Annotated in this window: 21 protein-coding genes and 1 tRNA gene; 15 read left to right on the plus strand and 7 right to left on the minus strand. The window is 67.9% G+C overall.

All coding sequences use genetic code 11. The annotated features are described in order from the left end of the window. Positions 1-85: 85 nt before the first annotated feature. The 7 genes from U1H82_RS03420 to trxA are packed head-to-tail and all read left to right on the plus strand — an operon-like array spanning position 86 to position 11,411. On the plus strand, positions 86-2,458 hold the full coding sequence (locus U1H82_RS03420; protein ID WP_322963517.1) for a sensor histidine kinase: 2,373 nt from the start codon (positions 86-88) through the stop codon (positions 2,456-2,458). Continuing rightward, positions 2,455-2,901: a tRNA (adenosine(37)-N6)-threonylcarbamoyltransferase complex ATPase subunit type 1 TsaE gene (gene tsaE / locus U1H82_RS03425; RefSeq protein ID WP_322963518.1), complete on the plus strand. Its 447-nt coding sequence runs from the start codon at positions 2,455-2,457 to the stop codon at positions 2,899-2,901. The genes U1H82_RS03420 and tsaE overlap by 4 nt, the downstream gene beginning before the upstream one ends. Then, positions 2,898-3,866, plus strand: a complete 969-nt coding sequence (locus U1H82_RS03430; protein ID WP_322963782.1) for an aminoglycoside phosphotransferase family protein — start codon at positions 2,898-2,900, stop codon at positions 3,864-3,866. The genes tsaE and U1H82_RS03430 overlap by 4 nt, the downstream gene beginning before the upstream one ends. Further along, positions 3,863-4,618 carry a nucleotidyltransferase family protein gene (locus U1H82_RS03435; protein WP_322963519.1) on the plus strand — a complete coding sequence of 252 codons (756 nt, stop codon included), beginning with the start codon at positions 3,863-3,865 and terminating at the stop codon, positions 4,616-4,618. Before U1H82_RS03430 ends, U1H82_RS03435 begins: the two co-directional genes overlap by 4 nt. Further along, entirely contained in the window at positions 4,611-7,565 is a 2,955-nt protein-coding gene (gene addB, locus U1H82_RS03440; RefSeq protein ID WP_322963520.1) for a double-strand break repair protein AddB, read from the plus strand. The genes U1H82_RS03435 and addB overlap by 8 nt, the downstream gene beginning before the upstream one ends. Before the next feature lie 15 nt (positions 7,566-7,580). Further along, the gene (addA, locus tag U1H82_RS03445) at positions 7,581-11,039 is read left to right on the plus strand and encodes a double-strand break repair helicase AddA (protein WP_322963521.1); all 3,459 of its coding nucleotides are present in this window, start codon (positions 7,581-7,583) and stop codon (positions 11,037-11,039) included. Between the two features lie 51 nt (positions 11,040-11,090). Continuing rightward, positions 11,091-11,411, plus strand: coding sequence for a thioredoxin (trxA, locus tag U1H82_RS03450; RefSeq protein WP_007404159.1), 321 nt, complete (start codon positions 11,091-11,093; stop codon positions 11,409-11,411). A 107-nt stretch (positions 11,412-11,518) separates the two neighbouring features. Here the strand turns inward: trxA and U1H82_RS03455 are convergent, their stop codons facing one another. Together U1H82_RS03455 and argJ are read right to left on the minus strand one after the other, a co-directional pair. Next, positions 11,519-12,130: a glutathione S-transferase family protein gene (locus U1H82_RS03455; RefSeq protein WP_322963522.1), complete on the minus strand. Its 612-nt coding sequence runs from the start codon at positions 12,128-12,130 to the stop codon at positions 11,519-11,521. 7 nt (positions 12,131-12,137) lie between these two features. Further along, complete coding sequence (argJ, locus tag U1H82_RS03460; RefSeq protein WP_322963523.1) at positions 12,138-13,364, minus strand: bifunctional glutamate N-acetyltransferase/amino-acid acetyltransferase ArgJ; 1,227 nt, start codon at positions 13,362-13,364, stop codon at positions 12,138-12,140. Positions 13,365-13,546: 182 nt separating this feature from the next. On the opposite strand from argJ, the gene U1H82_RS03465 reads away from it, so the two are divergent. The 3 genes from U1H82_RS03465 to U1H82_RS03475 all read left to right on the plus strand — a co-directional run bounded on the left by U1H82_RS03465 (position 13,547) and on the right by U1H82_RS03475 (position 17,247). Next, positions 13,547-13,807, plus strand: a complete 261-nt coding sequence (locus U1H82_RS03465; RefSeq protein ID WP_322963524.1) for a hypothetical protein — start codon at positions 13,547-13,549, stop codon at positions 13,805-13,807. A gap of 106 nt (positions 13,808-13,913) precedes the next feature. Next, positions 13,914-16,658 (plus strand): preprotein translocase subunit SecA, encoded by a 2,745-nt coding sequence (secA, locus tag U1H82_RS03470; RefSeq protein WP_322963525.1) that lies wholly within the window; start codon positions 13,914-13,916, stop codon positions 16,656-16,658. 238 nt (positions 16,659-16,896) lie between these two features. Further along, positions 16,897-17,247 (plus strand): hypothetical protein, encoded by a 351-nt coding sequence (locus U1H82_RS03475; RefSeq protein WP_322963526.1) that lies wholly within the window; start codon positions 16,897-16,899, stop codon positions 17,245-17,247. A 65-nt stretch (positions 17,248-17,312) separates the two neighbouring features. Here U1H82_RS03475 and U1H82_RS03480 read toward each other — a convergent pair whose 3' ends face one another. Beyond that, the gene (locus U1H82_RS03480) at positions 17,313-17,894 is read right to left on the minus strand and encodes a CC0125/CC1285 family lipoprotein (RefSeq protein WP_322963527.1); all 582 of its coding nucleotides are present in this window, start codon (positions 17,892-17,894) and stop codon (positions 17,313-17,315) included. A gap of 108 nt (positions 17,895-18,002) precedes the next feature. Continuing rightward, entirely contained in the window at positions 18,003-18,422 is a 420-nt protein-coding gene (locus tag U1H82_RS03485; protein ID WP_322963528.1) for a secondary thiamine-phosphate synthase enzyme YjbQ, read from the minus strand. A 103-nt stretch (positions 18,423-18,525) separates the two neighbouring features. On the opposite strand from U1H82_RS03485, the gene U1H82_RS03490 reads away from it, so the two are divergent. The 3 genes from U1H82_RS03490 to U1H82_RS03500 all read left to right on the plus strand — a co-directional run bounded on the left by U1H82_RS03490 (position 18,526) and on the right by U1H82_RS03500 (position 20,519). Next, positions 18,526-18,894, plus strand: a complete 369-nt coding sequence (locus tag U1H82_RS03490) for a glycine zipper 2TM domain-containing protein (RefSeq protein ID WP_322963529.1) — start codon at positions 18,526-18,528, stop codon at positions 18,892-18,894. A gap of 105 nt (positions 18,895-18,999) precedes the next feature. Continuing rightward, on the plus strand, positions 19,000-19,374 hold the full coding sequence (locus U1H82_RS03495) for a hypothetical protein (RefSeq protein ID WP_322963530.1): 375 nt from the start codon (positions 19,000-19,002) through the stop codon (positions 19,372-19,374). Beyond that, complete coding sequence (locus tag U1H82_RS03500; protein ID WP_322963531.1) at positions 19,371-20,519, plus strand: glutathionylspermidine synthase family protein; 1,149 nt, start codon at positions 19,371-19,373, stop codon at positions 20,517-20,519. The genes U1H82_RS03495 and U1H82_RS03500 overlap by 4 nt, the downstream gene beginning before the upstream one ends. Positions 20,520-20,559: 40 nt before the next feature. Here U1H82_RS03500 and U1H82_RS03505 read toward each other — a convergent pair. The 3 genes from U1H82_RS03505 to moaA form a co-directional block, all read right to left on the minus strand. Next, positions 20,560-20,634 (minus strand) — tRNA-Asn (locus U1H82_RS03505). A 270-nt stretch (positions 20,635-20,904) separates the two neighbouring features. Further along, positions 20,905-21,684, minus strand: a complete 780-nt coding sequence (locus U1H82_RS03510) for an NAD kinase (RefSeq protein ID WP_322963532.1) — start codon at positions 21,682-21,684, stop codon at positions 20,905-20,907. Further along, positions 21,681-22,709, minus strand: a complete 1,029-nt coding sequence (gene moaA / locus U1H82_RS03515) for a GTP 3',8-cyclase MoaA (protein ID WP_322963783.1) — start codon at positions 22,707-22,709, stop codon at positions 21,681-21,683. The genes U1H82_RS03510 and moaA overlap by 4 nt, the downstream gene beginning before the upstream one ends. A gap of 110 nt (positions 22,710-22,819) precedes the next feature. Between moaA and U1H82_RS03520 the strand changes: the two genes are divergently transcribed. Both U1H82_RS03520 and U1H82_RS03525 read left to right on the plus strand, forming a co-directional pair. Continuing rightward, complete coding sequence (locus tag U1H82_RS03520; protein ID WP_322963533.1) at positions 22,820-24,529, plus strand: putative bifunctional diguanylate cyclase/phosphodiesterase; 1,710 nt, start codon at positions 22,820-22,822, stop codon at positions 24,527-24,529. Beyond that, a complete protein-coding gene (locus U1H82_RS03525; protein ID WP_322963534.1) occupies positions 24,517-24,948 on the plus strand; it encodes a YybH family protein in 432 nt (143 codons plus the stop codon). The genes U1H82_RS03520 and U1H82_RS03525 overlap by 13 nt, the downstream gene beginning before the upstream one ends. Positions 24,949-25,032 lie beyond the last annotated feature (84 nt).

A 25,032-nucleotide genomic window follows, 5' to 3' on the forward strand; every position in this document is an offset into this window, starting at 1 on the left:
AAGGGCGGCCCCTTTTTCGTGGCGTATCGCCTGTCGATCGGGCTAGAGATGCGGGGATGCAGCGTTCCGGTCCGGCCCTTCTCCAATGATTACGATCGGCAATACCGAGGCGGTCCTGCTGGGCGCAGGGGCCTGTGGGCTGATCGTGGTCGGCATGGTCCTTCTCTATCTCGGCGTTCGCGCGCGGGCGGAGGCGTCGACGGTGCGGCTGGAGCGCGACCGGCTTCACGCGCTGATGTGCGCAGGCCCGGCCCAGGCGATGGTGGTCCGCAGCGACGGGCGGATCGAGATGCCCCGACGCCTTGCCGACTGGCTGGGCCTCGCCGATGTCGCGCGCTTTTTGGAAGAACTGTCCGATGACGATGCGGGTCTGACGGCCGAGGATCAGGCGGTGTTCGCGACCGACCTGACCGCCGCGCAGAAGACCGGGCGTCGTTTCCGCCGGATCGTCCGGCCGCAGGGCTCCGCACGCACCTTGTTGTTCGAGGGGGCGCGGGCACCGGCCCATCAGGGCGCGGGCGGAGAGGTCGTCATCTGGGTCTTCGACATGACCGAGGCGCAGGACGAGATCGTTCGGCTTGACGGCGAAGCCAAGCGGCTGGGGGATGCCTTTCAGGCGCTGACCGGCCTGATCGAGGCGGCCCCCTTGCCCATGTGGTATCGCGGGCCCGACCTGCGGCTCGCCATGGTGAACAGCGCCTATGTCGAGGCGGTCGAGGGGCGCGATGCCGCCGATGTCGTCGGGCGCGGGCTGGAACTGGTGGAAGGATCGGGGCGCGGCGGACCGCTGGCGGGGGCGGCGGCGGCGCGCGATCGGGGACAGCCGCATGAGCAGGTGCTGCCCGCCACGATCGACGGGGCGCGTCGGGCACTACGTATCTTCGACGTGCCGCTGCCCACCGGCGGGATCGCGGGCTTCGCGGTCGATATCGAGGATCTCGAACAGTCGCGTGCGGGTGCCAAGCGCTTTGCCGAGGCACAGCGGGCGATGCTCGACCGGCTGTCGGCGGCGGTGGCGCATTTCGGGCCCGATCGCGGCCTCGTCTTCTGCAACCAGCCCTTCCGCCGTATGTTCGCGATGCGGGCCGAGTGGCTGGCCGATCATCCGGAGTTCGACCGTATCCTGGAGCGGATGCGCGAGGCCAATCGCAGCCCCGAGGTCCGCGACTTTCCCGGTTGGAAGGCCGAGCGGGTCGGCTGGTTCCGTCAGGCGAGCGGCGGGATCGAGGAGCAATGGCATCTGCCCGGCGGCACGCACCTGCGCGTCGTGGCGCAGCCGCTGCCCGATGGCGGGCTGCTGATGATCTTCGAGGATCGCACTGAGGAGGTGCAGTTGGCCTCCGCGCGCGACACGTTGCTGAGGGTGCGGACCGCGACCTTCGACAATCTGTTCGAGGCGCTGGGCGTGTTCGCCGCCGATGGCCGGTTGCAGCTGTGGAACAACCGCTTCCGCGCGCTCTGGGGTCTGGAGGAGGATTTCCTGACCAGCCATCCGCGTGTGGACGCCTTTGCCGAGCGCGTGGCCGAGCGGCTGGCGACACCGGGCCGCTCGGCGCTGATCGTCGATCTGGTCCGCTCCGCGACGATCGAGCGGCAGCAGCGCGGCGGCCGTGTCGCCTTTGCCGATGGGCGGCATTTCGAATTTGCGGGCGTGCCGCTGCCCGATGGCAATGCGCTGTTCACCCTGCTCGACATCACCGACAGCCGCCGTGCCGAACAAGCCTTGCGCGACCGTGCCGATGCGCTGGAGGCGGCGGACAAGGTCAAGACCGCCTTCGTCGCCAATATGAGCTATGAGCTGCGCACGCCGCTGACCTCGATCAGCGGTTTTGCCGAGATGCTGCATGGCGGCTTCGCCGGGCCGCTGCCCGAGACCGCGACGACCTATGTCGAGGCGATCCTCGAATCGACCGAGCGGCTGGGCCTGTTGGTCGATGATGTGCTCGACCTGACCCGCGACCAGGCCGATGGCGGGATTGCGCGCGAGGATGTCGAGCTGGCCCGCGTCGCACGCGCCGCCGCCGATACGATCCGGCCGATCGCGGGGCGGCGCAAGCTGGACTTCGCGGTTGAGGTCCACCGCTCGCTGGGGCGCGTCACCGGCGACCGTCGCCGCCTGCAGGAGACGATCGAGCATCTGCTCCGCCACGCGGTCGAACAGACGCCGGAAGGCGGGCGCATCCTGCTCCATGCCGATGGCGATGCCGTGCGGGCGCGGATCGTGGTGTCCGATGACGGGCAAGGTATGGACCAAGAGGCGGTGGCTCGCGCCTTCAACCGTTTCGCCGAGCCGGGGATCAAGGCGACGGGCGAACGCGCGCTGGGCCTGGGCCTGCCGCTCGCGAAGAAATTCGTCGAGGCGCATGGCGGCACCATCACCCTGCTCTCCGAGCCGGGGGAGGGCACGCTGGTCACGGTCGAACTGCCACGCCGTGTGACGGAGAAGGACAAGGCATGACGATCCGGCTGGCCGATGCCGCCGCGACCGAGGATTTCGGACGACGGCTGGCGACGCATATTCGCCCCGGTGACGTGGTGACGCTGACCGGCACGCTGGGGGCGGGCAAGACCAGTCTGGCGCGCGGGGTACTTGCCGCGCTCGGTCTGCCGGGCGAGGCACCTTCCCCCAGCTTTGCCATCGTTCAGCCCTATGCCCCGCCCGAAACCGCGTTTCCCGTCCTGCATGTCGATCTCTACCGGCTCGACGGGCCCGAGCAGATGGAGGAACTGGGGCTGGACGAGGCGCTGTGGGACTCCGCGCTGATCGTCGAATGGCCCGACCGTGCGGGCGAGGGCGCCTGGCCGCAGGCGCTAGCGCTGACCATCGCGATGGACCCGGACGGCGGACGTATCTTGACAGCGAAGGTGCCCTCGGGCTGGGAAATGCGATGGCCGATATGACCCCTCCGGCGGATGCGCCCGCCTTTCTGACGACGCTGGGATGGGAGGGGGCGGTGATCGCTCCGCTCGCCGGGGACGCGTCGTTCCGCCGCTATTTCCGGGTGACGCTGGCGGAGCGCCGCGCCGTCCTGATGGACGCGCCGCCGCCGCACGAGGACCCGCGCCCGTTCATCGCGATCGCGCGCTGGCTGGTCGGCCGGGGCTTTGCCGCGCCCGCGATCCTGGGGGCGGACGAAGCGCGCGGCCTCGTCCTGATCGAGGATTTCGGCGACGATCGGATGCGCGAGGCGATCGAGGCCGATCCCGACGCGACGGTGAAATTGTACAGCGACGCGGTCGATCTGCTCGCGGCGCTGCGCGGCCATGCCCCTGAGGGGCTGGCCCCTTATGACGAGGCCGTCCTCCACCGCGAGGTGGCGTTGTTCCCCGAATGGTACACGCCCGCCGTCGGCTTGGATGTCGATGTCGAGGGCTATCGCGCCGCCTGGGACCAGGTGTTCGCCCATGCGCTGGCCGACAAGCCCGTCACCGTGCTGCGCGACTATCATGTCGAAAATCTGATGCTGGTCGGGCCGAAGCGTACGCTCGGCCTGCTCGATTTCCAGGACGCGCTGGCGGGGCATCCCGCCTATGACCTCGTCTCGCTGCTTCAGGATGCGCGGCGCGATGTCGAGCCGTCGATCGAACAGGCGATGCTCCAGCGGTATCTGGCGACGACGGGCGAGGGCGATGCCTTTCTGGACGCCTATCATGTGCTGGGCGCACAGCGGAACGCCAAGATTCTGGGTATCTTCACCCGCCTGTGGAAGCGCGACGGCAAGCCGCGTTATGCCGCGCTGTGCCCGCGCGTCTGGGCCTATCTGGAGCGAGATCTGTCGCAGCCGGTGCTGGCCCCGGTCGCGGCGTGGTTCGACGACAATGTGCCGCCCGAACTGCGCGGCGATCCGAAGGTGTTGTCCCAATGACCCGCCAACTCTCGCTCCGTCCCACGCCTTCGGGGCAGGTGCCGCGCACCGCGATGGTGATGGCGGCGGGGTTGGGCAAGCGGATGCGCCCGCTGACCGCCACGCGCCCCAAGCCGTTGGTATCGGTGGCGGGCAAGCCGCTGATCGATCACGTCTTCGAGCGGCTGGTCGCGGCGGGGGTCGAGCGGGCGGTGGTCAACGTCCATTACCTCGCCGACCAGTTGGAAGCGCATCTGCGGGACCGTTTTCCGGGGATCGAGATCATCATCTCCGACGAGCGGGATCAGCTGCTCGAAACCGGCGGTGGGCTGGTCAAGGCGCGGCCGTTACTGGGTGACGAACCCGTGCTCGTCGTCAACAGCGACAATCTGTGGATTGACGGCCCGGTCGATGCGATCCGCCTGTTGTCGTCGCGCTGGGACGAAGGCGTGATGGATGCGCTGTTGCTGATGGTGCCGCTGGCCCGCGCGCATAATCATCAGGGGCAGGGCGATTTCCATCTCGGTGCCGATGGCCGCATCACCGCGCGGCGGGCGCAGGGCCGTGTCGCGCCCTTTTCCTATACCGGGCTACAGATCCTGCACCCGCGCCTGATCGTCGATGCGCCGGAGGGGCCGTTCTCGACCAATCTGTTCTGGAACCGGGCGATCGAGGCGGGACGTGCTTATGGCCAGGTCCATCAGGGCCTGTGGTTCGATGTCGGCACCCCCGCCGCGATCCCGCGCACGGAGCTGATCCTGACGGATGGCTGAGCCGCGTCGCCCGAGGCTGCACACCATCCCCGCGCATCGCGGTTTCGCCGATGCGCTGGTCGCCGGGCTGATGCGGCGGACCGGTGGCGATCCGCTGATGCTGGCGCAGGGCATGATCCTGCTGCCGACCAATCGCGGCGTCCGCGCGGTGACCGAGGCGTTCGTGCGCGCCAGCGGCGGCGGCCTGATCCTGCCGCGCATGGTGGCGCTGGGCGATCCCGAACTGGGCGAGGCGGCGGGCTCCGCGCTCGACCCCGCGGATGCCGAGGCACCCCCGCCGCCCGCCATCGCGCCCTCGGCGCGCCGGATGATCCTGGCCCGGTTGGTCGAGCAGGAGCGGCAGCGCGCGGGCCAGCCGGTGACGGCGGCCGAGGCGGTACGGCTGGCGGGCGATCTGGCGCGCACGCTGGACCAGATGCTGGTCGAGGAGGTCGATCCGGCCGAACTCGCCGCACTCGATCTGGGCCCCGAACTGACCGAGCATTGGCAGTCGGCGCTGGCGACCTTTTCCGTGGTGCTCGACCGCTGGCCCGCCGTGCTCGCGAAGATGGGGCGGATCGATGCGGCCCGGCGACGCACGCTGCTGCTCGATCGGATCACGGCGCGCTGGCGTGAGGCGCAGCCCGCCGGGTTCGTCTGCGCGGCGGGCGTTACCGATACCGCGCCTGCGGTGGCGCGGCTGCTGCGCTGCGTGTCGGAGATGCCGGGCGGGTCGGTGGTCTTTGCCGGGCTGGACCTGACCATGCCGGACGAGGAGTGGAACGCGCTCGGGCCGCACAAGCCCGACCCCGATACCGGGCGGGCCCGCCGGTCGATCGAGACGCATCCGCAATATGCGCTGAAGCTGCTGCTCGACCGTATGAGCGTCGGCCGCGGCGAGGTGACGGTGTGGCGCGGCGGCGGCGATTATGATGCCGGGCCCGCGCGCGGGCGTGCCATCGCCAATGCCATGGCCCCGGCCGACTTCACCGGCAAATGGACCGAACTGCCCGCCGAGGACCGGCGGCTGTCGGGCGTGTCGACCATCGAGCTCGCCACCCCCGCCGAAGAGGCGCAGGCGATCGCGCTGGCCCTGCGCGAGGCGGTCGAGGAACCGGGCCGGACCGCCGCGCTCGTCACGCCGGACCGGGCGCTGGCACGGCGGGTGGCGGCGCATTGTCGGCGCTGGAACATCCTGATCGACGATACGGCGGGGCGGCCCCTTTCGATCCTGCTGCCGGGCACCTTCCTGTTGCAACTGGCCGAGGCGGCGGCGCAAGCTTTCGCGCCGCTGCCTTTGCTGGCGCTGCTCAAGCATCCGCTGATCCATGGCGAGATGGAGCGGGTCGACTGGCTGGACGGCGTGCGCGCTCTCGATCAGGCGCTGCGGGGGCCTCGGCCTGCGCCAGGGCTGGAGGGGATTGCCGCGCATATCGCCGACAAGCCCACCGCCGCCGCCTTCTGGGCCAAGGCCGCGCCGATGCTGGAGGCGGTCGGGCGGACCTTCGGCGACGGACCGCAAGGGATGCGTAGCCTGCTCGCCTGTCTGCGCGAATGCGGCCAGACCCTGTGCGGCGACGCGCTATGGACGGGGCCAGCGGGCCGGGCGGCGGCGGAGTTTCTGGCGGGCTATGAGGAACAGGCCGATCACGGCCCCGCGCGGGTCGACCCCGCCGAGCTTCCGGCCCTGCTCCGCAGCCTGTTCGACGAGATCGCGATCCGCGCCATCCCGCGCGAGGGGCAGCATCCCCGACTCGCCATCTATGGCCCGATCGAGGCGCGGCTTCAGACCGCCGACCTGATGATCGCGGGTGGGCTGAACGAGGGTGTCTGGCCGGGGCGGCCCGCGCCCGATCCGTGGCTGGCGCCGCGTATCCGTTCGCTCTTGGGGCTGGTCGGCTTGGAGCAGCGGATCGGTATCGCCGCGCATGATCTGGCGCAGGCGATGGGTGCGCCCCGCGCGATCCTGACCCGTGCGCGCCGCGATGCGAGCGGGCCGACCCTGGCCTCACGCTTCTGGCTGCGCCTGCAGGCGATGGCGGGCGAGCGGTTCGAGGCGCATCCCAGCCTTGCACGCTGGGCCGAAAAGCTCGACCGGCCCGACGATTACACCCCCGCCGACCGCCCCGCGCCCAAGCCGCCTGCCGTGCTGCGCCCCACGACGATTTCGGTGACCGAGGTCGACCGGCTCAAGGCCGACCCTTACGCCTTTTACGCGCGCCGGGTGCTGCGCCTGTCGCCGCTCGATCCGGTCGATGCCGACCCCAGCGCGGCATGGCGTGGCACCGCCGTCCACGACATTCTGGAGATGTGGTGGAAGGAGGACCGGTGCGATGTCTCCGCGCTTCGCCCCCGCGCCCTGGCGATGTTGCGCGACCAGCGGACCCATCCGATGATGCGCGCGCTCTGGCAGCCGCGGCTGATCGAGGCGATCGACTGGATCGCCGCCGAGGTCGCCGCCAAGGCCACCGAGGGCCGTCACGTCCTCAGCGCCGAGGGCAAGGGCGAGGCCAAGCTGGCGGGGGTGACGCTGACCGGGCGGTTCGACCGGATCGACAAGGCCGCCGATGGTTCGCTGGTGGTGATCGACTACAAGACCGGCAAGCCGCCCTCCACCGCCGCCGTGCGCGAGGGGTTCAGCCTGCAACTGGGGCTGCTCGGCCTGATCGCCGAGCGTGGCGGGTTCGAGGGCGTCATCGGCAAGGCGGGCGGCTTCGAATATTGGTCGCTGGGCCGGGGGCGCGAGGGGCTGGGCTATATCGCCACGCCGGTCGATCCCGATGGCAAGCGCGAGCGTATCCGTACCGATGAGTTCGTCAGCATCGCGGCGGCCAATTTCACGGAGGCGGCGGGCCAATGGCTGACCGGTGATGCGCCGTTCACCGCCAAGCTGGTGCCCGAATATGCGCCCTATGCCGAATATGACCAACTGATGCGGCGGGATGAATGGTATGGCCGTGATCGGTGATCCCGGAGTGACGACATGACCGCGCGGCCCATGGCGAATCTGCCGCCGCTGAAGGGCGATCAGGCCGCCGCGAGCGACCCCGCCGCCCATGTCTGGCTGTCCGCCTCGGCGGGCACGGGCAAGACGCAGGTGCTGGCGGCGCGTGTCTTCCGCCTGCTGCTGCGCGGCGTCGCGCCGGAGGCGATATTGTGCCTGACCTTTACCAAGGCGGGCGCGGCGGAGATGGCGCAGCGGATCAACGGCCGCCTCGCCGCCTGGGTGCGGATGCCCGAGACCGAGCTGTTCGCCGATCTGAAGGCCTTGGGGGAGGCCGCAACGCCGGACCTGCGGGAACGGGCGCGGACGTTGTTCGCGCGCGTGCTCGACGCGCCGGGCGGCGGCCTGCGTATCCAGACCATCCATGGCTTCTGCCAGGGCCTGCTCGCGGCCTTCCCGGTCGAGGCAGGGCTGGCCCCCGGCTTCCGGCCGCTGGAGGCGCGCGAAGAGGCGGTGCTGGCGCGCGAGGCGCTGGCGCGGATGCTGGAGACCGCCGAGCGCGAAGGCCGGGTCGGCCCGGTCGAGACGGTCGGCGCGCTGTCGCTGCGGCTGGGGGAGGGCGGGGCGGAGGCGTTCCTTGCCGCCTGTGCCCGCGCACCGGGCGCGCTGGAGACGCTGCCCACCGGCATCCAGCCCTGGCTGCGGCGTGCGCTCGACCTGCCCTCGGGCGATATCGACGCGGCGATTGCCGAGGGTGTCGAGGAGATTGACGAGGATGCGGTCGCGCGGCTGGCGGGGGCGAACCGCGCCTGGGGCACTGCGACCGGCGAAAAGGCGGCGATCGTCCTCGAACGCTGGCTGGGCAGCGACCGGGCGGGGCGGGTGGCCGGGCTCGAAGAGCTGATGGGCACGGTCTTCACCGCCAAGGGCGAGCCGCGCAAGGCGTCCAAGAAGCTGACCGATGCCGACCCCGATTATGAAGATATGGCGCGCGAGCTGGGTGAGGCATGCCGCCATTTGCTGGGTCTGGCGGCACGGGCGCGGCATGCCGATCTGCTGGCCGATGCGCTGACCGTCGGGCGCGACTATGCGCGTGCCTATACCCTGTCCAAGCGGGCGATCGGCGCGGTCGATTTCGACGATCTGATCCGCACCACTGTCGAACTGCTGGAGCGGCCCGGCATCGGCGAATGGGTCCGCTACAAGCTGGATCAGGTGACTGAACATGTCCTGATCGACGAGGCGCAGGACACCAATGCGCACCAGTGGCGGATCGTCCGCGCGCTGGCCGACGAGTTCTTCGTCGGGCGCGGCCTCTATGCCCCCTCGACGCGGACGCTGTTCACCGTCGGCGATCACAAACAGGCGATCTTCGGCTTTCAGGGGACCGACCCGATCAACTTCCAGGCGGCCGAACTCCATTTCTCGCGCCGCGCCGAGGAGGTCGCGGGTGACGATGAATGGCCCGAGGATGAACGCGGCCTGCCGTTCAACCAGCTGTCGCTGACCCATAGCTTCCGCTCGACCACGCCGATCCTGGAGTTTGTCGATGCCGCGATCGAGGCGCTGGGCGAACCCGGCATGGGCATGGCGGGCGAGGTCGAACGCCACGCCAGCGAAGTGAAGGGCCCCGGCCGCGTCACGCTCTGGCCGCCGGTGGTGGCGGGCGGCAGCGACGAGGATGAAGAGGCGTGGATCGATGATGCGGTGCGCAAAGTCGCCACCGACATCGCGCGCGCCGTCCGTCGCTGGCTCGATGACGGCGTCATGCTGGAGAGCAAGGGCCGCAGGCTTGAGCCGCAGGACATCATGATCCTGGTCAAGCGGCGCGGTGACCTGGCCTCGCTGATCGTCGCGCGCCTCTATGCCGAGGGAGTGCCGGTGGCGGGCGTCGACCGGCTGCGCCTGAACGCGCCGCTGGCGGTGCAGGATCTGCTGGCGGCGGTGCGCTTCGTGTTGCAGCCGGAGGACGATCTTTCGCTCGCGTCCCTGCTCGTGTCGCCGCTGATCGGCTGGTCGCAGGAGCGTTTGATGGCGGCGGGGCACCGGGCGAGGGGATCGCTTTGGGCGCATCTGACGCGGACCCTGCCCGTCGAGGACCTGGCCCCGCTCCGCCAGATGCTGGCGCGCGCCGACGTGTTCACACCGTACCAGTTTCTGGAGGAATTGCTGTCCGGCCCGCTCGACGGTCGCCGCAAGCTGATCCGCCGATTAGGCACCGAGGCGCGCGATCCGATCGAGGAACTGCTCAACGCCGCGCTGACCTTCGAGAGCACGACCACGCCCTCGCTCCAGCGTTTCCTCGACTGGTTCGATCGCGGCGATGTCGAGATCGTGCGCGATCCGTCCGCGCCGCTCGATGCGGTGCGGGTGATGACCGCGCATGGCTCCAAGGGGTTGCAGGCGCCGCTCGTCATCCTGGCCGATGCCACCGCCGATCCGACCGCTTCGCCAAGGTCGATCCTGCGCTGGACGCCCGAGCCCGGCGCGTTGCCCATTCCGGTCTTCCCGCCGCGCGCCGAGGAGCGGGGTGGGCCGCTCGACGCGGTGGCCGCCGAGATCGCCGCGCGCGAACTGGCCGAGCATTGGCGGCTCTTCTATGTCGCGGCGACGCGTGCGGAAGAGCAACTCGTCATCACCGGCGCGCTGGGCAAGCGGGCGGCGGGGGTGCCGCCGATGCATAGCTGGTACGCGACCTGCGCCCGCGCGATGACCGCGCTGGGCGTGCCGGAGACCGAGCCAGGGGATGGCCAGTCGCGCCTGTTCCTCGGCACCCGGCCGCAGCCGCCGGTCGCGCTGCGCCCCGGTTCGGCCGTCGCCCCCGCCGAGCGCGAAGCGACCGCGCTGCCCTATTGGGTGCACAGCCCGGCCCCGCAAGAGTCGCGCCCGCCCCGTCCGCTGGCGCCGTCATCGCTGGGCGAGGATATGGTCGCCGATCCGCCGCCCACACCGGCGATGCGCGCGGCGGCGGAGCGTGGGCGGCTGATCCACTGCCTGCTCGAACGCCTGCCGCCGGTCGCGGTCGAGGCGCGGCGGGGCGCGGCGGAACGCTGGTTGACCCAGGCGGCGGGGGTCGAGGATGCGGCCTTGCGCGCCGATGTGACGGCCGCCGTCTTCGCGATCCTCGACGATCCGGCCTATGCCCGGCTGTTCGGGCCGGGCTCGCTGGCCGAGGTGCCTATTGCGGCGACGCTGGCCAACGGACTGGTCGTCTCGGGCCGGGTCGACCGGCTGCTGATCGAGGCGGACGCGATTTCGCTGATCGATTACAAGACGGGGCGGCGTGCGCCGACGGGGATCGAGGACGTGCCGCTATTCCATCTGGCGCAGATGGCGGGCTATGCCGCGGCGTTGGAAGTGATCTTTCCCGGTCGACCAGTATCGGTGGCGCTGCTGTATACGGCGGGGCCCAGGCTGGTCCGCGTGCCCGATGCGGTGCTGGCCGCGCACAAGCCCGGCTATCGCGATGGGGAGCAAAGCTTGGCGTTCGGTGGTTGAGCGACCGACGCCTGCATCCTAGATGGATGACAATCCAAGGAGTGAAGAAACATGGCAACCAAGCAGATCACCGACGCCAGCTTTGAGGCGGACGTCCTCAACTCCGACAAGCCGGTGCTGGTCGATTTCTGGGCCGAGTGGTGCGGACCGTGCAAGATGATCGGCCCGTCGCTGGAAGAGCTGTCCGAAGAGCTGGGCGAGCAGGTGACGATCGCCAAGCTGAACATCGACGACAATCCCGACGCGCCCGGTCGTTACGGCGTGCGCGGCATCCCGACGATGATCCTGTTCAAGGGCGGTGCCGCCGCCGCGACCAAGGTCGGTGCCGAGCCCAAGGGCCGGATCAAGGCCTGGCTCGAAGGCGCGCTCTGACGCTTGTGTCGATCTGAATAAGAGGGCCGCTCCCGTTCGTTGGGAGCGGCCCTTTTGATATCCGCCGTCATTGCTTCGCTACGCTCGCAATGACGGATGATGGTGCGTCAGCTGAGCGGGATCATCACGACGTCGCGAAATGGCGGGCGGTCCTGCAACGCCGCATACCAGCGCTCCAGATTGGGCCGTGACGGCCGCTCGACCGGCAACTGGAACCACGTATTCGCATAGGCCGCGACGGGAATGTCCCCGATGCCGAATGCATGACCCGACAGCCATTCCTGCCGCCCCAGCACATCGTCCAGGATCGCCGACAGGCCCGCCGCCCGCGCCACGCTCCGCTCGACCAGCGCGGTGTCGCGCTGGTCGGCTTCGGTGCGCACCATCTGGAAGAAGATCGGCCGGATCGCATCGGCCCAGGTGAAGCCCCAGTCCATCCATCGCTCCAGCGAAGCCCGCGCCTGCGGATCGGCCGGATAGAAGGCCTCGCCTCCATGCGTCGCCGCCAGATAGCGCAGGATGCTGTTCGATTCCCACAGGACGAAGCCGTCATCCTCGATCGTCGGGATCAACGCATTGGGATTGAGCGCGCGATACGCCGCATCCATCCCGAACGCGCCGCCGACGTCGTGGCGGTCATAGGCCAGCCCCATTTCCTCGGCCAGCCAGACGACCTTCTTCACATTGTGCGAGTTCAGGCGCCCCCAGATGGTCAGCATCGCGGCGTCAGCTCCGGTAATCGGCGTTGATCGAGATATAGCCATGCGTCAGGTCGCAGGTCCAAACCGTCGCAACGCCGTCGCCCAGGCCCAGGTCGACGCCGACTGCGATTTCCCGGCCCTTCAGATGCTGGGCAACCGGGGCCTCGTCATATCTCTCGACCGCCAGACCTTCGTGCGCGACCAGGGTCTCGCCGAAGCGGATCGACAGCCTGTCACGCTCCGCCGGTTCGCCCGCCTTGCCGACCGCCATGACGACGCGGCCCCAATTCGCATCCTCCCCCGCAATGGCGGTCTTCACCAGCGGCGAGTTGGCGATCGACATGGCGATGCGGTGCGCCGAGCGGTCGCTCTCCGCGCCCTCGACCCGGATTTCGATGAGCTTGGTCGCGCCTTCGCCGTCACGCACGACGAGCAATGCGAGCTGATGGCACAGATCGGCCAGCGCGGCGCGGAAGGCGTCGGCCCCGTCACTGTCATCGTCGGTGAGCAGGGCATTGCCCGCCTTGCCCGTGGCAAAGGCCAGCACCGTATCGCTGGTCGAGGTGTCGCCATCGACCGTGATGCACGAAAAGCTGCGGCCGTTGGCGGCGCTGAGCGCGCGTTGCAGGAATTCCGGGGCGACGGCGGCGTCGGTGAAGATGAAGCCCAGCATCGTCGCCATGTCGGGCGCGATCATGCCGGAGCCCTTGATGATCCCGGCCAGCGTCACCGTGCGGCCATCGACGATGGCCGTGGTCGTCGCACCCTTGGCGAAGGTGTCGGTGGTCATGATCGTCGCGGCGGCATCCTCCCAGCCGCAAGGCTCGGCGGTGAAGGCGGCATCCAGGCCCGCTTCCGCCTTGTCGATGGGCAGCGGCACGCCGATCACGCCGGTCGAGGCGACAAATATGTCCGACGGCTGGCAGTCGACGGCCGCCGCCGCGCGCGCGGCGATCGCCTCCACCGCGGCCCGGCCCCGGTGCCCGGTAAAGGCGTTGGAGTTGCCCGCATTGACGACCAGCGCACGGGCCTGACCCAGCACCAGCGCCTTGCGGCACCATTCCACTTCCGGGCTGGGGCATTTGCTGGTGGTCAGCACGCCCGCCACGCTCGTCCCCTCGGGCAGCGTCACGAAGGTCAGGTCGGTCCGGTCCCACTTCTTATACTGCGCGCGGGCGACGCGAAGCGTTACGCCATCGATTTCGGGCAGAGGGGGGAAGGGCTGGGCGAGGGGCGAAATGGCGGTGCTCATGGGGCCAAGCTAAATAGCCGAGCGGGGATCGGGGGCAAGCGCTTCCATCGCCTTGACCCACGCCGGGGCGACGGCTTTGATACGGATCGGCTGGACCGGGGTGGGGCGATATGTGGGGTCCCGTGCAGGACCACATGCAACGGATGGACGCGCGGCGCGTATCTGCCTAAGACAAGTCTCGCATGAACCTGCTTCTGCTCCTTTCTGCCCTTTTGTCCGCGCTGACCGGCGTGGGCGCGAGTGCGCGTGGGCAGGAGGCGCGCGGGGTCGTTGCCGAGCGTTGCATCGTGGCGGCTGCCAAGCAGGCTGCCGTGGCGCGCGCCGCGACCCGGCCGGTGCAGGCGCTTGCCGCGCTGGTGGATAGCGCCCGGCCGCTCGGGCTTTTCCGGGCGACCACACCCCGGCCGATTACCGCGATCTTCATGGGCCGTCGGCGCGAATAGGCCCGGCGTCGGTCTCGACCGACCCTTTCCTTGCCATTGCAGCCGCGCGCGCCTCCAGTCTTTGGCGCCGCGCCAGTCTCACGATATTTCAGTCAGGAAATCGCTTATGTTCGGCGGCCTCGCCAAGTCCCTGTTCGGTTCGTCCAACGACCGTTATGTCAAGTCGCTCAAGCCCCTGGTCGCCAAGATCGCCGACTTCGAGCCGACGATGGCGGCGATGAGCGACCACCAGCTCGCCGCGCAGACGGTCAAGTTCCGCGAGCAGCTGGATCAGGGCGCGACGCTCGACAGCCTGTTGCCCGAAGCCTTTGCGACCGTGCGCGAAGCGGCCAAGCGCGTGCTGGGTCAGCGTCACTATGACGTGCAGATGATCGGCGGCATCGTCCTTCATCGCGGTGAGATCGCCGAGATGCGCACGGGCGAGGGCAAGACGCTGGTCGCCACGCTCGCCACCTATCTCAACGCGCTGCCCGGCAAGGGCGTGCATGTCGTCACCGTCAACGACTATCTGGCCAGCCGCGACGCCGCGACCATGGGCCGCATCTATAATTTCCTGGGGCTGACCACCGGCACCATCATCCCCAATCTGGACGATGCGCAGCGCCGCGCGGCCTATGACGCCGACATCACCTATGGCACGAACAACGAGTTCGGCTTCGACTATCTTCGCGACAATATGAAGTATGAGCGCTCCTCAATGGTGCAGCGCCCCTTCAACTACGCGATCGTCGACGAGGTCGACTCGATCCTGATCGACGAGGCGCGCACCCCGCTCATCATCTCCGGCCCGACCGACGACAAGTCCGAGCTGTATATCGGCGTCGACGCGATCGTGAAGCAGCTGACCGAGGATGATTACGAGAAGGATGAGAAGCAGAAGTCGATCATCCTGACCGAGGACGGCACCGAGCGCGCCGAGCGCCTGCTGGAGGCGGCGGGGCTGCTCCAGGGCGAAAATCTCTACGACTTCGAGAATACCCAGGTCGTCCACCACCTGAACCAGGCGCTGCGTGCGAACATGATGTTCAAGCGCGACACCGATTACATCGTGAAGGACGGCAAGGTCATCATCATCGACGAGTTCACCGGCCGCATGATGGACGGACGTCGCTGGTCGGAAGGCCTCCACCAGGCGGTCGAGGCGAAGGAGGGCGTCAATATCGAGCCCGAGAACCAGACCATGGCCTCGATCACCTTCCAGAATTATTTCCGCATGTACCCGAAGATTTCGGGCATGACCGGGACCGCCGCCACGGAAGCGGGCGAATTCTACGACATCTACAAGATCAACGTCGTCACCATCCCGACCAATCTGCCGATCGCACGCGTCGACGAGGAAGACGAATTTTACAAGAACACCCAGGACAAGTTCCTGGCGATCGCCAAGAAGATCCGCGACCATGCCGCCAAGGGCCAGCCGGTGCTGGTCGGCACCGTCTCGATCGAGAAGTCCGAGCTGCTCAGCGAGTTCCTGACCCAGGAGAACGTACCCCACAAGGTGCTGAACGCCCGCTATCACGAGATGGAGGCGCATATCGTCGCGCAGGCGGGCCGTCTGGGTGCCGTCACTATCGCGACCAACATGGCCGGTCGCGGCACCGACATTCAGCTGGGCGGCAACCTCGAATTCCGGATGCTGGACGAGCATCCCGAGCTGGTCGAGGGCACGCCCGAATATGAGGAAGCGGCGACCCGTATCCGCGCCGAGATCGCCGCCGAAAAGCAGAAGGTGCTGGAGGCGGGCGGCCTGTTCGTGCTCGGCACCGAACGCCATGAAAGCCGCCGTATCGACAATCAGCTGCGCGGCCGTTCGGGCCGTCAGGGTGATCCGGGCCTGTCGCGCTTCTATCTCAGTCTCGACGACGATCTGCTCCGCATCTTCGGGCCGGACACGCTGTTCGCCAAGATGATGCGCAGCAATATCGAGGATGGCGAGGCGATCGGCAGCAAGTGGCTGTCCAAGGCGATCGAGACCGCGCAGAAGAAGGTAGAGGCGCGCAACTACGACATCCGCAAGCAGGTCGTCGAATATGATGACGTGATGAACGACCAGCGCAAGGTCATCTACGAACAGCGCTCCGACATCATGGATGCCGAGACGGTCGGCGATGTCGTCGCCGACATGCGCGCCGAGACGATCAACGCGATCGTCGGCACCGCCTGCCCGCCCAACAGCTATCCCGAGCAGTGGGATGTTGCGGGCATGAAGCAGCTGCTCAAGGACCAGCTGAACCTCGAGCTGCCGGTCGACGACTGGCTGACCGAGGAAGCGATCGACCCCGAAATCGTGCTGGAGCGCGTGACCGCCGAGGCCGATGCGATGGTCGAGGCCAAGGCCAAGGAGCTGGAGCCGGAAACCTGGGCGAGCGTCGAAAAGTCGATCCTGCTCCAGAATCTGGATCATCACTGGAAGGAGCATCTGGCGACGCTCGACGCGCTGCGCCAAGTCGTCCACCTGCGCGCCTATGCGCAGAAGACGCCGATCAACGAGTATAAGCACGAGGCGTTTTCGCTGTTCCAGCGGATGCTCGACAATATCCGCGAGGATGTCACCCGCACCATCGCCTATGCCCAGTTCCAGCTTCAGGCCCCGCCGGAACTGCCCGAGCTGCCGGACTTCATCACCTCGCACTTCGATCCGTTCACCGGCGAGGACAATAGCAACGATTGGGATGCCGCCGCGCGCGGGCTGCTCCAGCCGCAGATGCCGCCGATGCAGATCCCGCAGCCCGAGGGCATGGATCTCGGCACCGATCCCGCCCAGTGGGAAGGCCGCGTCAACCGCAACGCGCCGTGCCCCTGCGGCTCGGGCCTGAAGTACAAGCATTGCCACGGAGCGGTGACGGCCTGATCGTTTTACGATCGGCAGAATAATAGGGCGGCGGACTTCGGTTCGCCGCCCTTTTCATTCCTCCCCATCTCTGATGGGGAGGGGGACCGCCGCGAAGCGGTGGTGGTGGGGCACCTCGACCAGCGTTGCCCCCCTCCGTCAGCGCTCTGCGCTGTCACACCCCCTTACAGGGCAGGAATGTCGGACAGCCTTCGTTCAGCCCGGCCGCGCGATCCTCAGCCGACAGGGAGGATCAATCATGAAACGCTATGCGATTCTGGTCGCCATAATGGCTACGCTGCCCGCCAATGCGCCTGCGCAGTTCGTCAGTGCCGGACCGCCGGCTGATATCATCGCCATGCCCAACCAGCCGAGCTTTGCCGCGGATCGCCGGGATATCCGCCGCTCGATCCGCGCGGCGCGACGCAGCGGAGACATATCGCGCGCCGAGGCCCGGTCCTTCCGGCGAGAGGATGCCGCGATCGGCGAGCTGGCCGAGCGCTTCGGGCAGGACGGACTGTCGCTGTCCGAGGAACGTGAGTTGCAGGTCCGCGCCGAAGCGTTGCGGGGGATGGTCAATGCTCGCCGGGTGCGTGGCGGACGCCCCTGACGCCTTACGAAAAAGGGCGGCCACCCCGAAAGGTGACCGCCCCATCTTCGGGCATCGATGCCGACTTACTTCGGCAGCACCACCGTCGGCCCGATCGTGGCGACGATCGCGCGGGCGTCGAAGGCGCGGAGATTGTCGCGCGGGATCGGGCCCTTGCGCATCACGATCTCGGCGGTCGCTTCGTAGCGGTCGATGGTGTTGATATCCATGTTGTTGCCGAAGAAGGGATCACCCCAGAACGGGTCCCAGCTGCGCCAACCGAAGCCGCGGCCATAATAGCGCCACGACGGACCCCACCAGCCGCCGCCCCAGCCGCCGAAGCCCGGCCCAAAGGCACCGGGCGTCGAATAGGTGCGCGAGCGCAGCTGCGTGTCACGATCGGCCATCACGAAATAATCATAGCCATTGGCCAAAGTCAGCTCGGCCGCGCGGTACAGCAGATAACGCTCGACCGTATCACGCGAGGTGACGGTGTTGCCCGCGAAGCTGACGATGAAACGACCCGGCTCCAACTGCTGGTCGGAATAGCCGGTGCGGTAGAAGCCCGATCCGGTGGCGGGGCGATAGGTGGTTTCGGTCGCGCATCCCGCGACCATCAAGGTGCTGGCGCCGACCAGCGCGAGCGCGATCTTACGACCGAATTGCATGGACTTTTTTCCTTTCCTGCCGTCCGGCCGTGCCGAGCGACACCAGTCCTGTAGCGTATGGCAGCAAAACGGTCGATGAACGGTTTGGCTCCCGCGATGAATTGCGTGTTAGTCTCCGGCCAGATGCAGCGCGATCTGCCGCCGGTGCGGTGCCCGACGATGTTCGAACAGATAGATGCCCTGCCAAGTTCCCAGCGCCAGCCGCCCGTCGATCAGCGGGATCGACAGGTTCACGCCGGTCAGGATGCTGCGCAGATGCGCGGGCATGTCGTCGGGCCCCTCATCGTCATGGGCATAGGCACGGACATCCTCGGGCGCGATCCGTGCGAAATAATCGAGGATATCGGTCTTCACCTCCGGCGCGGCATTCTCCTGAATGATGAGCGAGGCCGAGGTATGGCGGCAGAACAGGGTCAACAGCCCCTCGTCCATGTCCTGTTCGCGGACCCAGGCAGTGACCGATCGAGTGATCTCGGTCAGGCCCTGACCCTGGGTGCCGAAGGTGATGATGGTGGTGGCTTGGCGCATGGGCGTTCAATGCCCGACATGCCCCAAGGGTGCCAGTCGCGTCGGGATTGAACGGGTTTGCGCGACGCGCGTTGTGCCCGCTTGAAGATTAAGGAGACCTGCCATGAAAGCCCTGCTCGCCGCTTTGGCCGTCGTTACCGTTGCTGCCCCGATCGCCGCCACGCCCGCCGTCGCACAGGAGCGCGACTATCGCTGGCATGGCGATCGCAACGACTGGGATGCCTCGCGCGACTATCGCCGCGGCAACCACCGCGAGCGTCGCCTGACCCGCGACGACCAGATTTTCCGTGGTCGCGACGGCCGCACCTATTGCAAGCGCAATGACGGCACTACCGGCCTGGTGATCGGTGCGGTCGGCGGCGGCGTGCTGGGCAATGTCATCGGCGGCGGGACGCTGGGCACGCTGCTGGGCGCGGGCGGCGGTGCGCTGCTTGGCCGTTCGATCGATCGCGGCAAGGTCCGCTGCCGCTAAGGTCGGGAGTCGTAAGGGCGTCGGTGGACAGGGTTCACCGGCGCCTTTCCATTTTTCTGGCCAAGCGCGCCGATCCTGCACCATGATGGGCGCGGGAGGGACGAAATGGCTTTTGATCTGAAATTTACGACGGCGATGGCGGCGGCGCTGCTGGCCAGCGGATGCAACCGGGCCAAAGCTGATGACAATTGGACCGCCGATCGCGACACGGCGATCTGCACCGACGCACAAGGTACGCGCCTGCCCGATGATCGTTGTCGGCAGCACCGCGTGGGCGGCGGCGGGGCCTTCTGGTATTTTCTCGGCCGTGGTCGGCCCATTCCCTTTTTCGGCGAACGCGCGACCGGCGGCAGCTTTCGCGCCGCGCCTGGCGCCCGCTATGGTTTTGCGCCCGCCGGTAGCGCAATGACCCGCGCCGCTGCCGTCAGCCGGGGCGGCTTCGGCGCATCGGCCCATCGCTTCGGCAGCATCCACGCATGATCCGCCAGACCCTGACCCCCCGGCCCGATTGGCAGGCCAAGGTCGAGGCGCTGGGCCTGATCTGGCATGAGGGGCGCGAGCGGCCCTATTGGGACGAAAGCGCCTGTTATCGCTTTACCCGCGCGCAAATCGATGTGATCGAAGGCGCGACGACCGAGCTGTACCGGCTGTTCCTGGCGGCAGGGGAGGCGGTGGTCAGCGATCCGGCGCTGCTGAACCGCTTCGCCATTCCGGCGGCCTTTCACGATCCGATTCGCGAAGCCTGGGAGGCCGAGCCGCCTTCGTTGAACTTCGGTCGGTTCGATCTCGGCTATGACGGAGGTGACGCGCCCAAATTGTTCGAGTTCAATTGCGACACGCCGACCTCGCTACTCGAAGCGGCGGTCGTGCAATGGGCGTGGAAGGAGGAGGTTTTCCCGGCGCTCGACCAGTTCAACAGCCTGCATGAGGCGCTGGTCGCCCGTTGGGCGGAAATCGCGCCCGCGTTGCCCGCCACGCTCCATGTCGCGCATGTCGAGGATCTGGCGGGCGAGGATGCCGTCACCGCCGCCTATGTGCGCGACACGGCCGAGGCGGCGGGGATCACGACCATGCCGATCCTGATGGAGCGGATCGGCTGGAATCACGCCACTCATTGCTTTGTCGACGAAGCGGATGTGCGGATCGAGGCGCTGTTCAAGCTCTATCCCTGGGAATGGCTGGTGCAGGAAGCGTTCGCGCCGCATCTCCTCGACAATCTGGAACGGGGCGACCTGACCTGGATCGAGCCGATCTGGAAGATGATCTGGTCGAACAAGGCGATTCTGCCGGTGCTGTGGGACCTGTTCCCCGGTCATCCCAACCTGTTGCCCACCAGCTTCACGATCCCGAACGGCGATGCGGTCGCCAAACCGCTGCTCTCGCGGGAAGGGGCCAATGTCTCGATCCGCAAGGCCGGGGCCATCGTCGCGGAGACGGCGGGGGATTATGGCGAGGAAGGCTATATCTACCAGTCGCTCTATCGCCTGCCCGAGGCGGCGCCGGGCTGTTTTCCGGTGCTGGGAAGCTGGGTGGTCGACGGCGCAGGCGTTGGGATGGGCATCCGCGAGGACGGCCTCATCACGTCGAACACCGCGCGGTTCGTGCCGCATGTGATCGACGGCTGACCCGTCATGGCTGGCGCTGTCTGGGAGAAGACAGCGCCGGTGGCTCCCTGAGTAGGATTCGAACCTACGGCCGCTCGATTAACAGTCGAGAGCTCTACCGCTGAGCTATCAGGGAATGTTCCGGCGCTGTGGAGGGGTCCTATAAAGGGCTCGAAAAAAGCCGCAACCCCTTTTTTGACGGTTTTGCGTAAGTCTGCCCGCCAAAGCTGTGGATAAAAGCGGGTCGGGCCTCAGTTGACTTACATTCCTCCCCTGAAAGGGGAGGTGGCAGGCCGAAGGCCTGACGGAGGGGTGTCCCGCTCTCGATAGGGGTGACACCCCTCCGACGCGCTACGCGCGCCACCTCCCCTTGCAGGGGAGGATTAGGGGGATGTGCTGCCGCTCGTCAGGAGACGAACTGCTCCATCGTGATGCGGTCGTCGAGCGCATGTTCGGGGTCGAACATAAGGGTGAGTTCGCGCGAGCGGTCCATGCAGATATCGACCTGTGCCACGTCGCGGACTTCGCGCTGGTCGGCCACCGCCGAGACGGGGCGCTTGCCGGGATCGAGGACCTTGATCGAGATGCGCGCCTTGTCGGGGAGGATCGCGCCGCGCCAGCGTCGGGGGCGGAAGGGGCTGATTGGGGTCAGCGCGATCAGCGCCGAGCCGAGCGGCAGGATCGGGCCCTGCGCCGAGAAATTATAGGCGGTCGATCCCGCCGGGGTCGCCGCCAGGATACCGTCGCACGCCAGTTCGGGCAGGACAATGCGGCCATTGACCGCGACCTCCAGCTTGGCGGTCTGGCGGGTTTCGCGCAGCAGCGACACTTCGTTGATCGCGGGCAGGGTATGGACGCGGCCATCGATCCCGGTCGCCGTCATCTGAAGCGGGGTGACGCGGAAGGGCTTGGCGCGCATCAACCGCTCTTCCAGCCCATAGCTGCGCCATTCGTTCATCAGGAAACCGACGGTGCCCAGGTTCATGCCGAACACCGGCACGGGCCCGCGTCGCCGCTCCAGCATCCGGTGCAGCGTCTGGAGCATGAAGCCGTCGCCGCCCAGCGCGATGACATAATCGGCCTCGTCGAAATCGACCCAGTCGCTGCTATTCTGAAGATCGGCGACCGCCGCCTGCGCGGGCGCGGTAGGCGAGGCGACGATCGCCCGCCGGACGGGATGCGTCATCCGCCGGTCACGCTCATATGACGCGATACCGCCGGGGCCGATCCCGACTCGATACGGAAATCATGCCGGGCGGGCTTGGCCGCCAGCCCCGCATCGATCGCCGCGTCCAGCGCCGCGATGCCCCCGTCCCGCAGCGCGGCCTTCAAATCCACCTGATCCTCATGACCAAGACACATATACAGCTTGCCCTCGGTCGTCAGCCTCACCCGGTTGCAGCCATCGCAAAAATTCGCGGTGAGGGGAGAAATCAGGCCAAGCCGGGTTCCACTACCCTCCACCTGCCAATAGCGGGCGGGGCCGCCGGTGCGGTGCCCGGCGCGGGTCAGGGGGAACTGTGCCGCCAGCCCGTCGAACACGGCGGTCAGCGGCAGGAAACGGTCGACCCGATCCTCATCGATCGCGCCCAGCGGCATCGTCTCGATCAGCGAAAGATCCAATTGCTCCGAAACGCACCATGACAGCATCGAACCGATCTCGTCTTCGTTCAGTCCCTTGAGCGCGACCATGTTGATCTTGATCGCAAGTCCTGCGTCGCGCGCGGAGAGGATGCCATGGATCACCTGTCCCACATCGCCGTGCCGGGTGATGTAGCGGAAACGCTCGGGGTCGCGGCTGTCCAGGCTGACATTGATCCGCCGGATTCCCGCATCGACCAGCGCGCCCGCATGATCGGCCAGCCGGGTGCCGTTGGTCGTCATGGTCAGCTCGTCCAGGCCATGGCCGACATGTCCGCCCAGCCGCTTGACCAGATCGCCCACGTCGCGCCGGACCAGCGGCTCACCGCCCGACAGGCGAATACGGGTCACGCCGCGCGCGATGAAGCGTTCGGCGATGATCGCGATTTCGTCCAGGCTCAACAGCTTGGCGCGGGGCAGGAAGGTCATCTGCTCGGCCATGCAATAGCGGCAGCGCAGGTCGCATCGATCGGTCACGGAAATACGCAGATAGCGGATCGTCCGGCCATGACGATCGACCAGCGATCCGGCGGCCGGGTGCCGGTCCGCCGCGGATATGGCATCCGCCATATTGGTCGGAATATTGACACGCCCCATCGTCATGACGGTAGCCCCAAGGCGGGACGCGAACAAGGTGGATTGCCGTTGGTGATCCCAGTGGCGGTGGATAGGGTGCGCCCATGACGCAGGATGAATTCGGTTTTAACGCCCACCGCAGAGGAACGGCGATCTTTGCGCTTTCGTTCCACCATCCTGCGATGCTGGACGAAGCCATCATCCGCGGCGGCTGGGCGATCTGGTCTATGGCGCCGCGCGATGGCGAGCCGCCCGCGGGCGACGTGTTGGTCGGTTCTTTTCTGGCCAGCGAGGCGCGGGTCGCCTTTATCGATGCACGCGGATCGAGCGATGCGGGGCTTCGCGCGGCCCAGGCGCTGGGGGCTGTGATCGCCGCGACCGGTGCCGCGATGCTGGTCGCCATTCCCGATTCGGAGCCCGAGACGTTCGACGCGTTCCTGGCCGCGGGCGTCACCCATATCCTGGCGCCCGACGCGGACGATGCGATGCTGCACGCCTCGCTGAAACTCGCCGAGCGCCATGCGCGGCGGACACTCGACGTGCGGCGGCGGCGGACCCATGCGGACGGCGAAGTCGGGGAAATCCATCGCTGGATCGCCGATGCGCTCGACCGGGGTGACCCGTGCGTTGCGGTTGTCGTCGCCTTGTCGCGGCTGGACCTGATCAACGCTGCCCATGGTCGACCGGCGGGCAATATGCTGCTGCGCGGGGTCGAGGTGCGGATGCAGGCCGCCGCCGCCGAGGCCTTTGGCGACCGGGCGATCGTCGCACGTTCGGGTGGTGCCGAGTTCGTGATGGCGGGCGTCGCGGATGGCCGCGATGCGCGTGCGATCGCGGAGACGCTGGAGGCCCTGCTCGCCCAGCCGTTCCAGGCGGGGGCGGTGCCGATCCGACTGGGCGTCCGCTTGGGCCTGTCGGAGTCCCGCCAGCATGAGGACCCGGCCAATTTGCTCGCGCGGGCGGGCGAAGCGCTGGCCCAGGCGCAGGCCAGCGACGGCGCGATGCTGCGCTTCGCGCATCCGGGCGATGTCGCGCCGCTCGACGTGCTGGCCGCCGATCTCCACCACGCGATCGAGCGGGGCGAGATCGACATCGTCTTCCAGCCGCAGGTCGCCATCAAGACCGGGCGGATCACCGGTGTCGAGGCGCTGGCCCGCTGGCGCCACCCGACGCTGGGGCCGCTGGGTGCCGACCCGTTGTTCGCGGCGGCCGAGCGCGCCGATCTGGGGCTCGCGCTGTCCGATCATATCCAGCAGATCGCACTGCAACGCGCGGCGCGCTGGCCGGGAACGCTGTCGCATCTGCGGTTGTCGATCAATATTACCGCCGCCGATGTCGGGCGGGCGGGGTTCGCGCGGATCTTCCTCGACCGGGTGGCGGCGAGCGGCTTTCCGATCGAGCGGCTGACCGTCGAGATTACCGAGACGGGGCTGATCCGCGAGCTGGACCGCGCCGCCGCCGTGCTCGACACGCTGCGCGACGCAGGCATCCGGGTGGCGATCGATGATTTCGGCACCGGCTATTCCAGCCTGGCCTATCTGACCAGCCTGCCGATCGACTATCTGAAGCTTGACCGGGCCCTGGTGACCGAGGTGGACGGATCACGGCGCGACCGGGTGGTGGTGCGCGGGATCATCCGGATTGCGGCCCATCTGGGCATGGGCATCGTGGCGGAAGGGGTCGAAACCCAGGAACAGGCCGCGCTGCTCGGGCGGCTGGGATGCGAGACCTATCAGGGCTTTCTATGCGCCGCGCCGCTGGACGAGATGGCGCTGCGGGCGATGGTCGAGGGAGAGTTGGAATGCGCGGCCTGACGATCGCGGCGGCCTTTGCGCTGTCGCCCATGGCGGTCCATGCCGCAGCCCCCGTCACCGATCCGGCGGCGGCTGGCATCCGGGCGGCGATGCTGGATAGCGCGGCGGCGTGGAATGCGGGCGATCTGAACCGGTTCGTCGCCATCTACGCCCCCGATGCGGTGTTCGTCGGACGGAACGGGCTGGTCCAGGGACGCGCGGCGATCGCCGACAGATACCGGAAGAGCTTCACCGATGGCGGGAATAGCCGGGGGCAGCTGCGTTTCGATTTCCTCGAGCTGAAGCGGATCGGCGACCGCCGCATACTGTTCGCGCGGTGGAACCTGTCGGGCGGCACGTCGGACGAGAGCGGGATGACCACCCTGGTCTTCGAGCACCGCGCCGATGGCTGGAAGATCGTCGCCGATCATAGCAGCTAGGCCCATTCCTCCCCAAGCTCGCTTGGGGAGGGGGACCGCCGCAAAGCGGTGGTGGAGGGGCTTTTCCCCGACGTTTGTATCCAG

Source organism: Sphingomonas fuzhouensis (genome assembly GCF_034659795.1).
Lineage (GTDB): Bacteria > Pseudomonadota > Alphaproteobacteria > Sphingomonadales > Sphingomonadaceae > Sphingomonas > Sphingomonas fuzhouensis.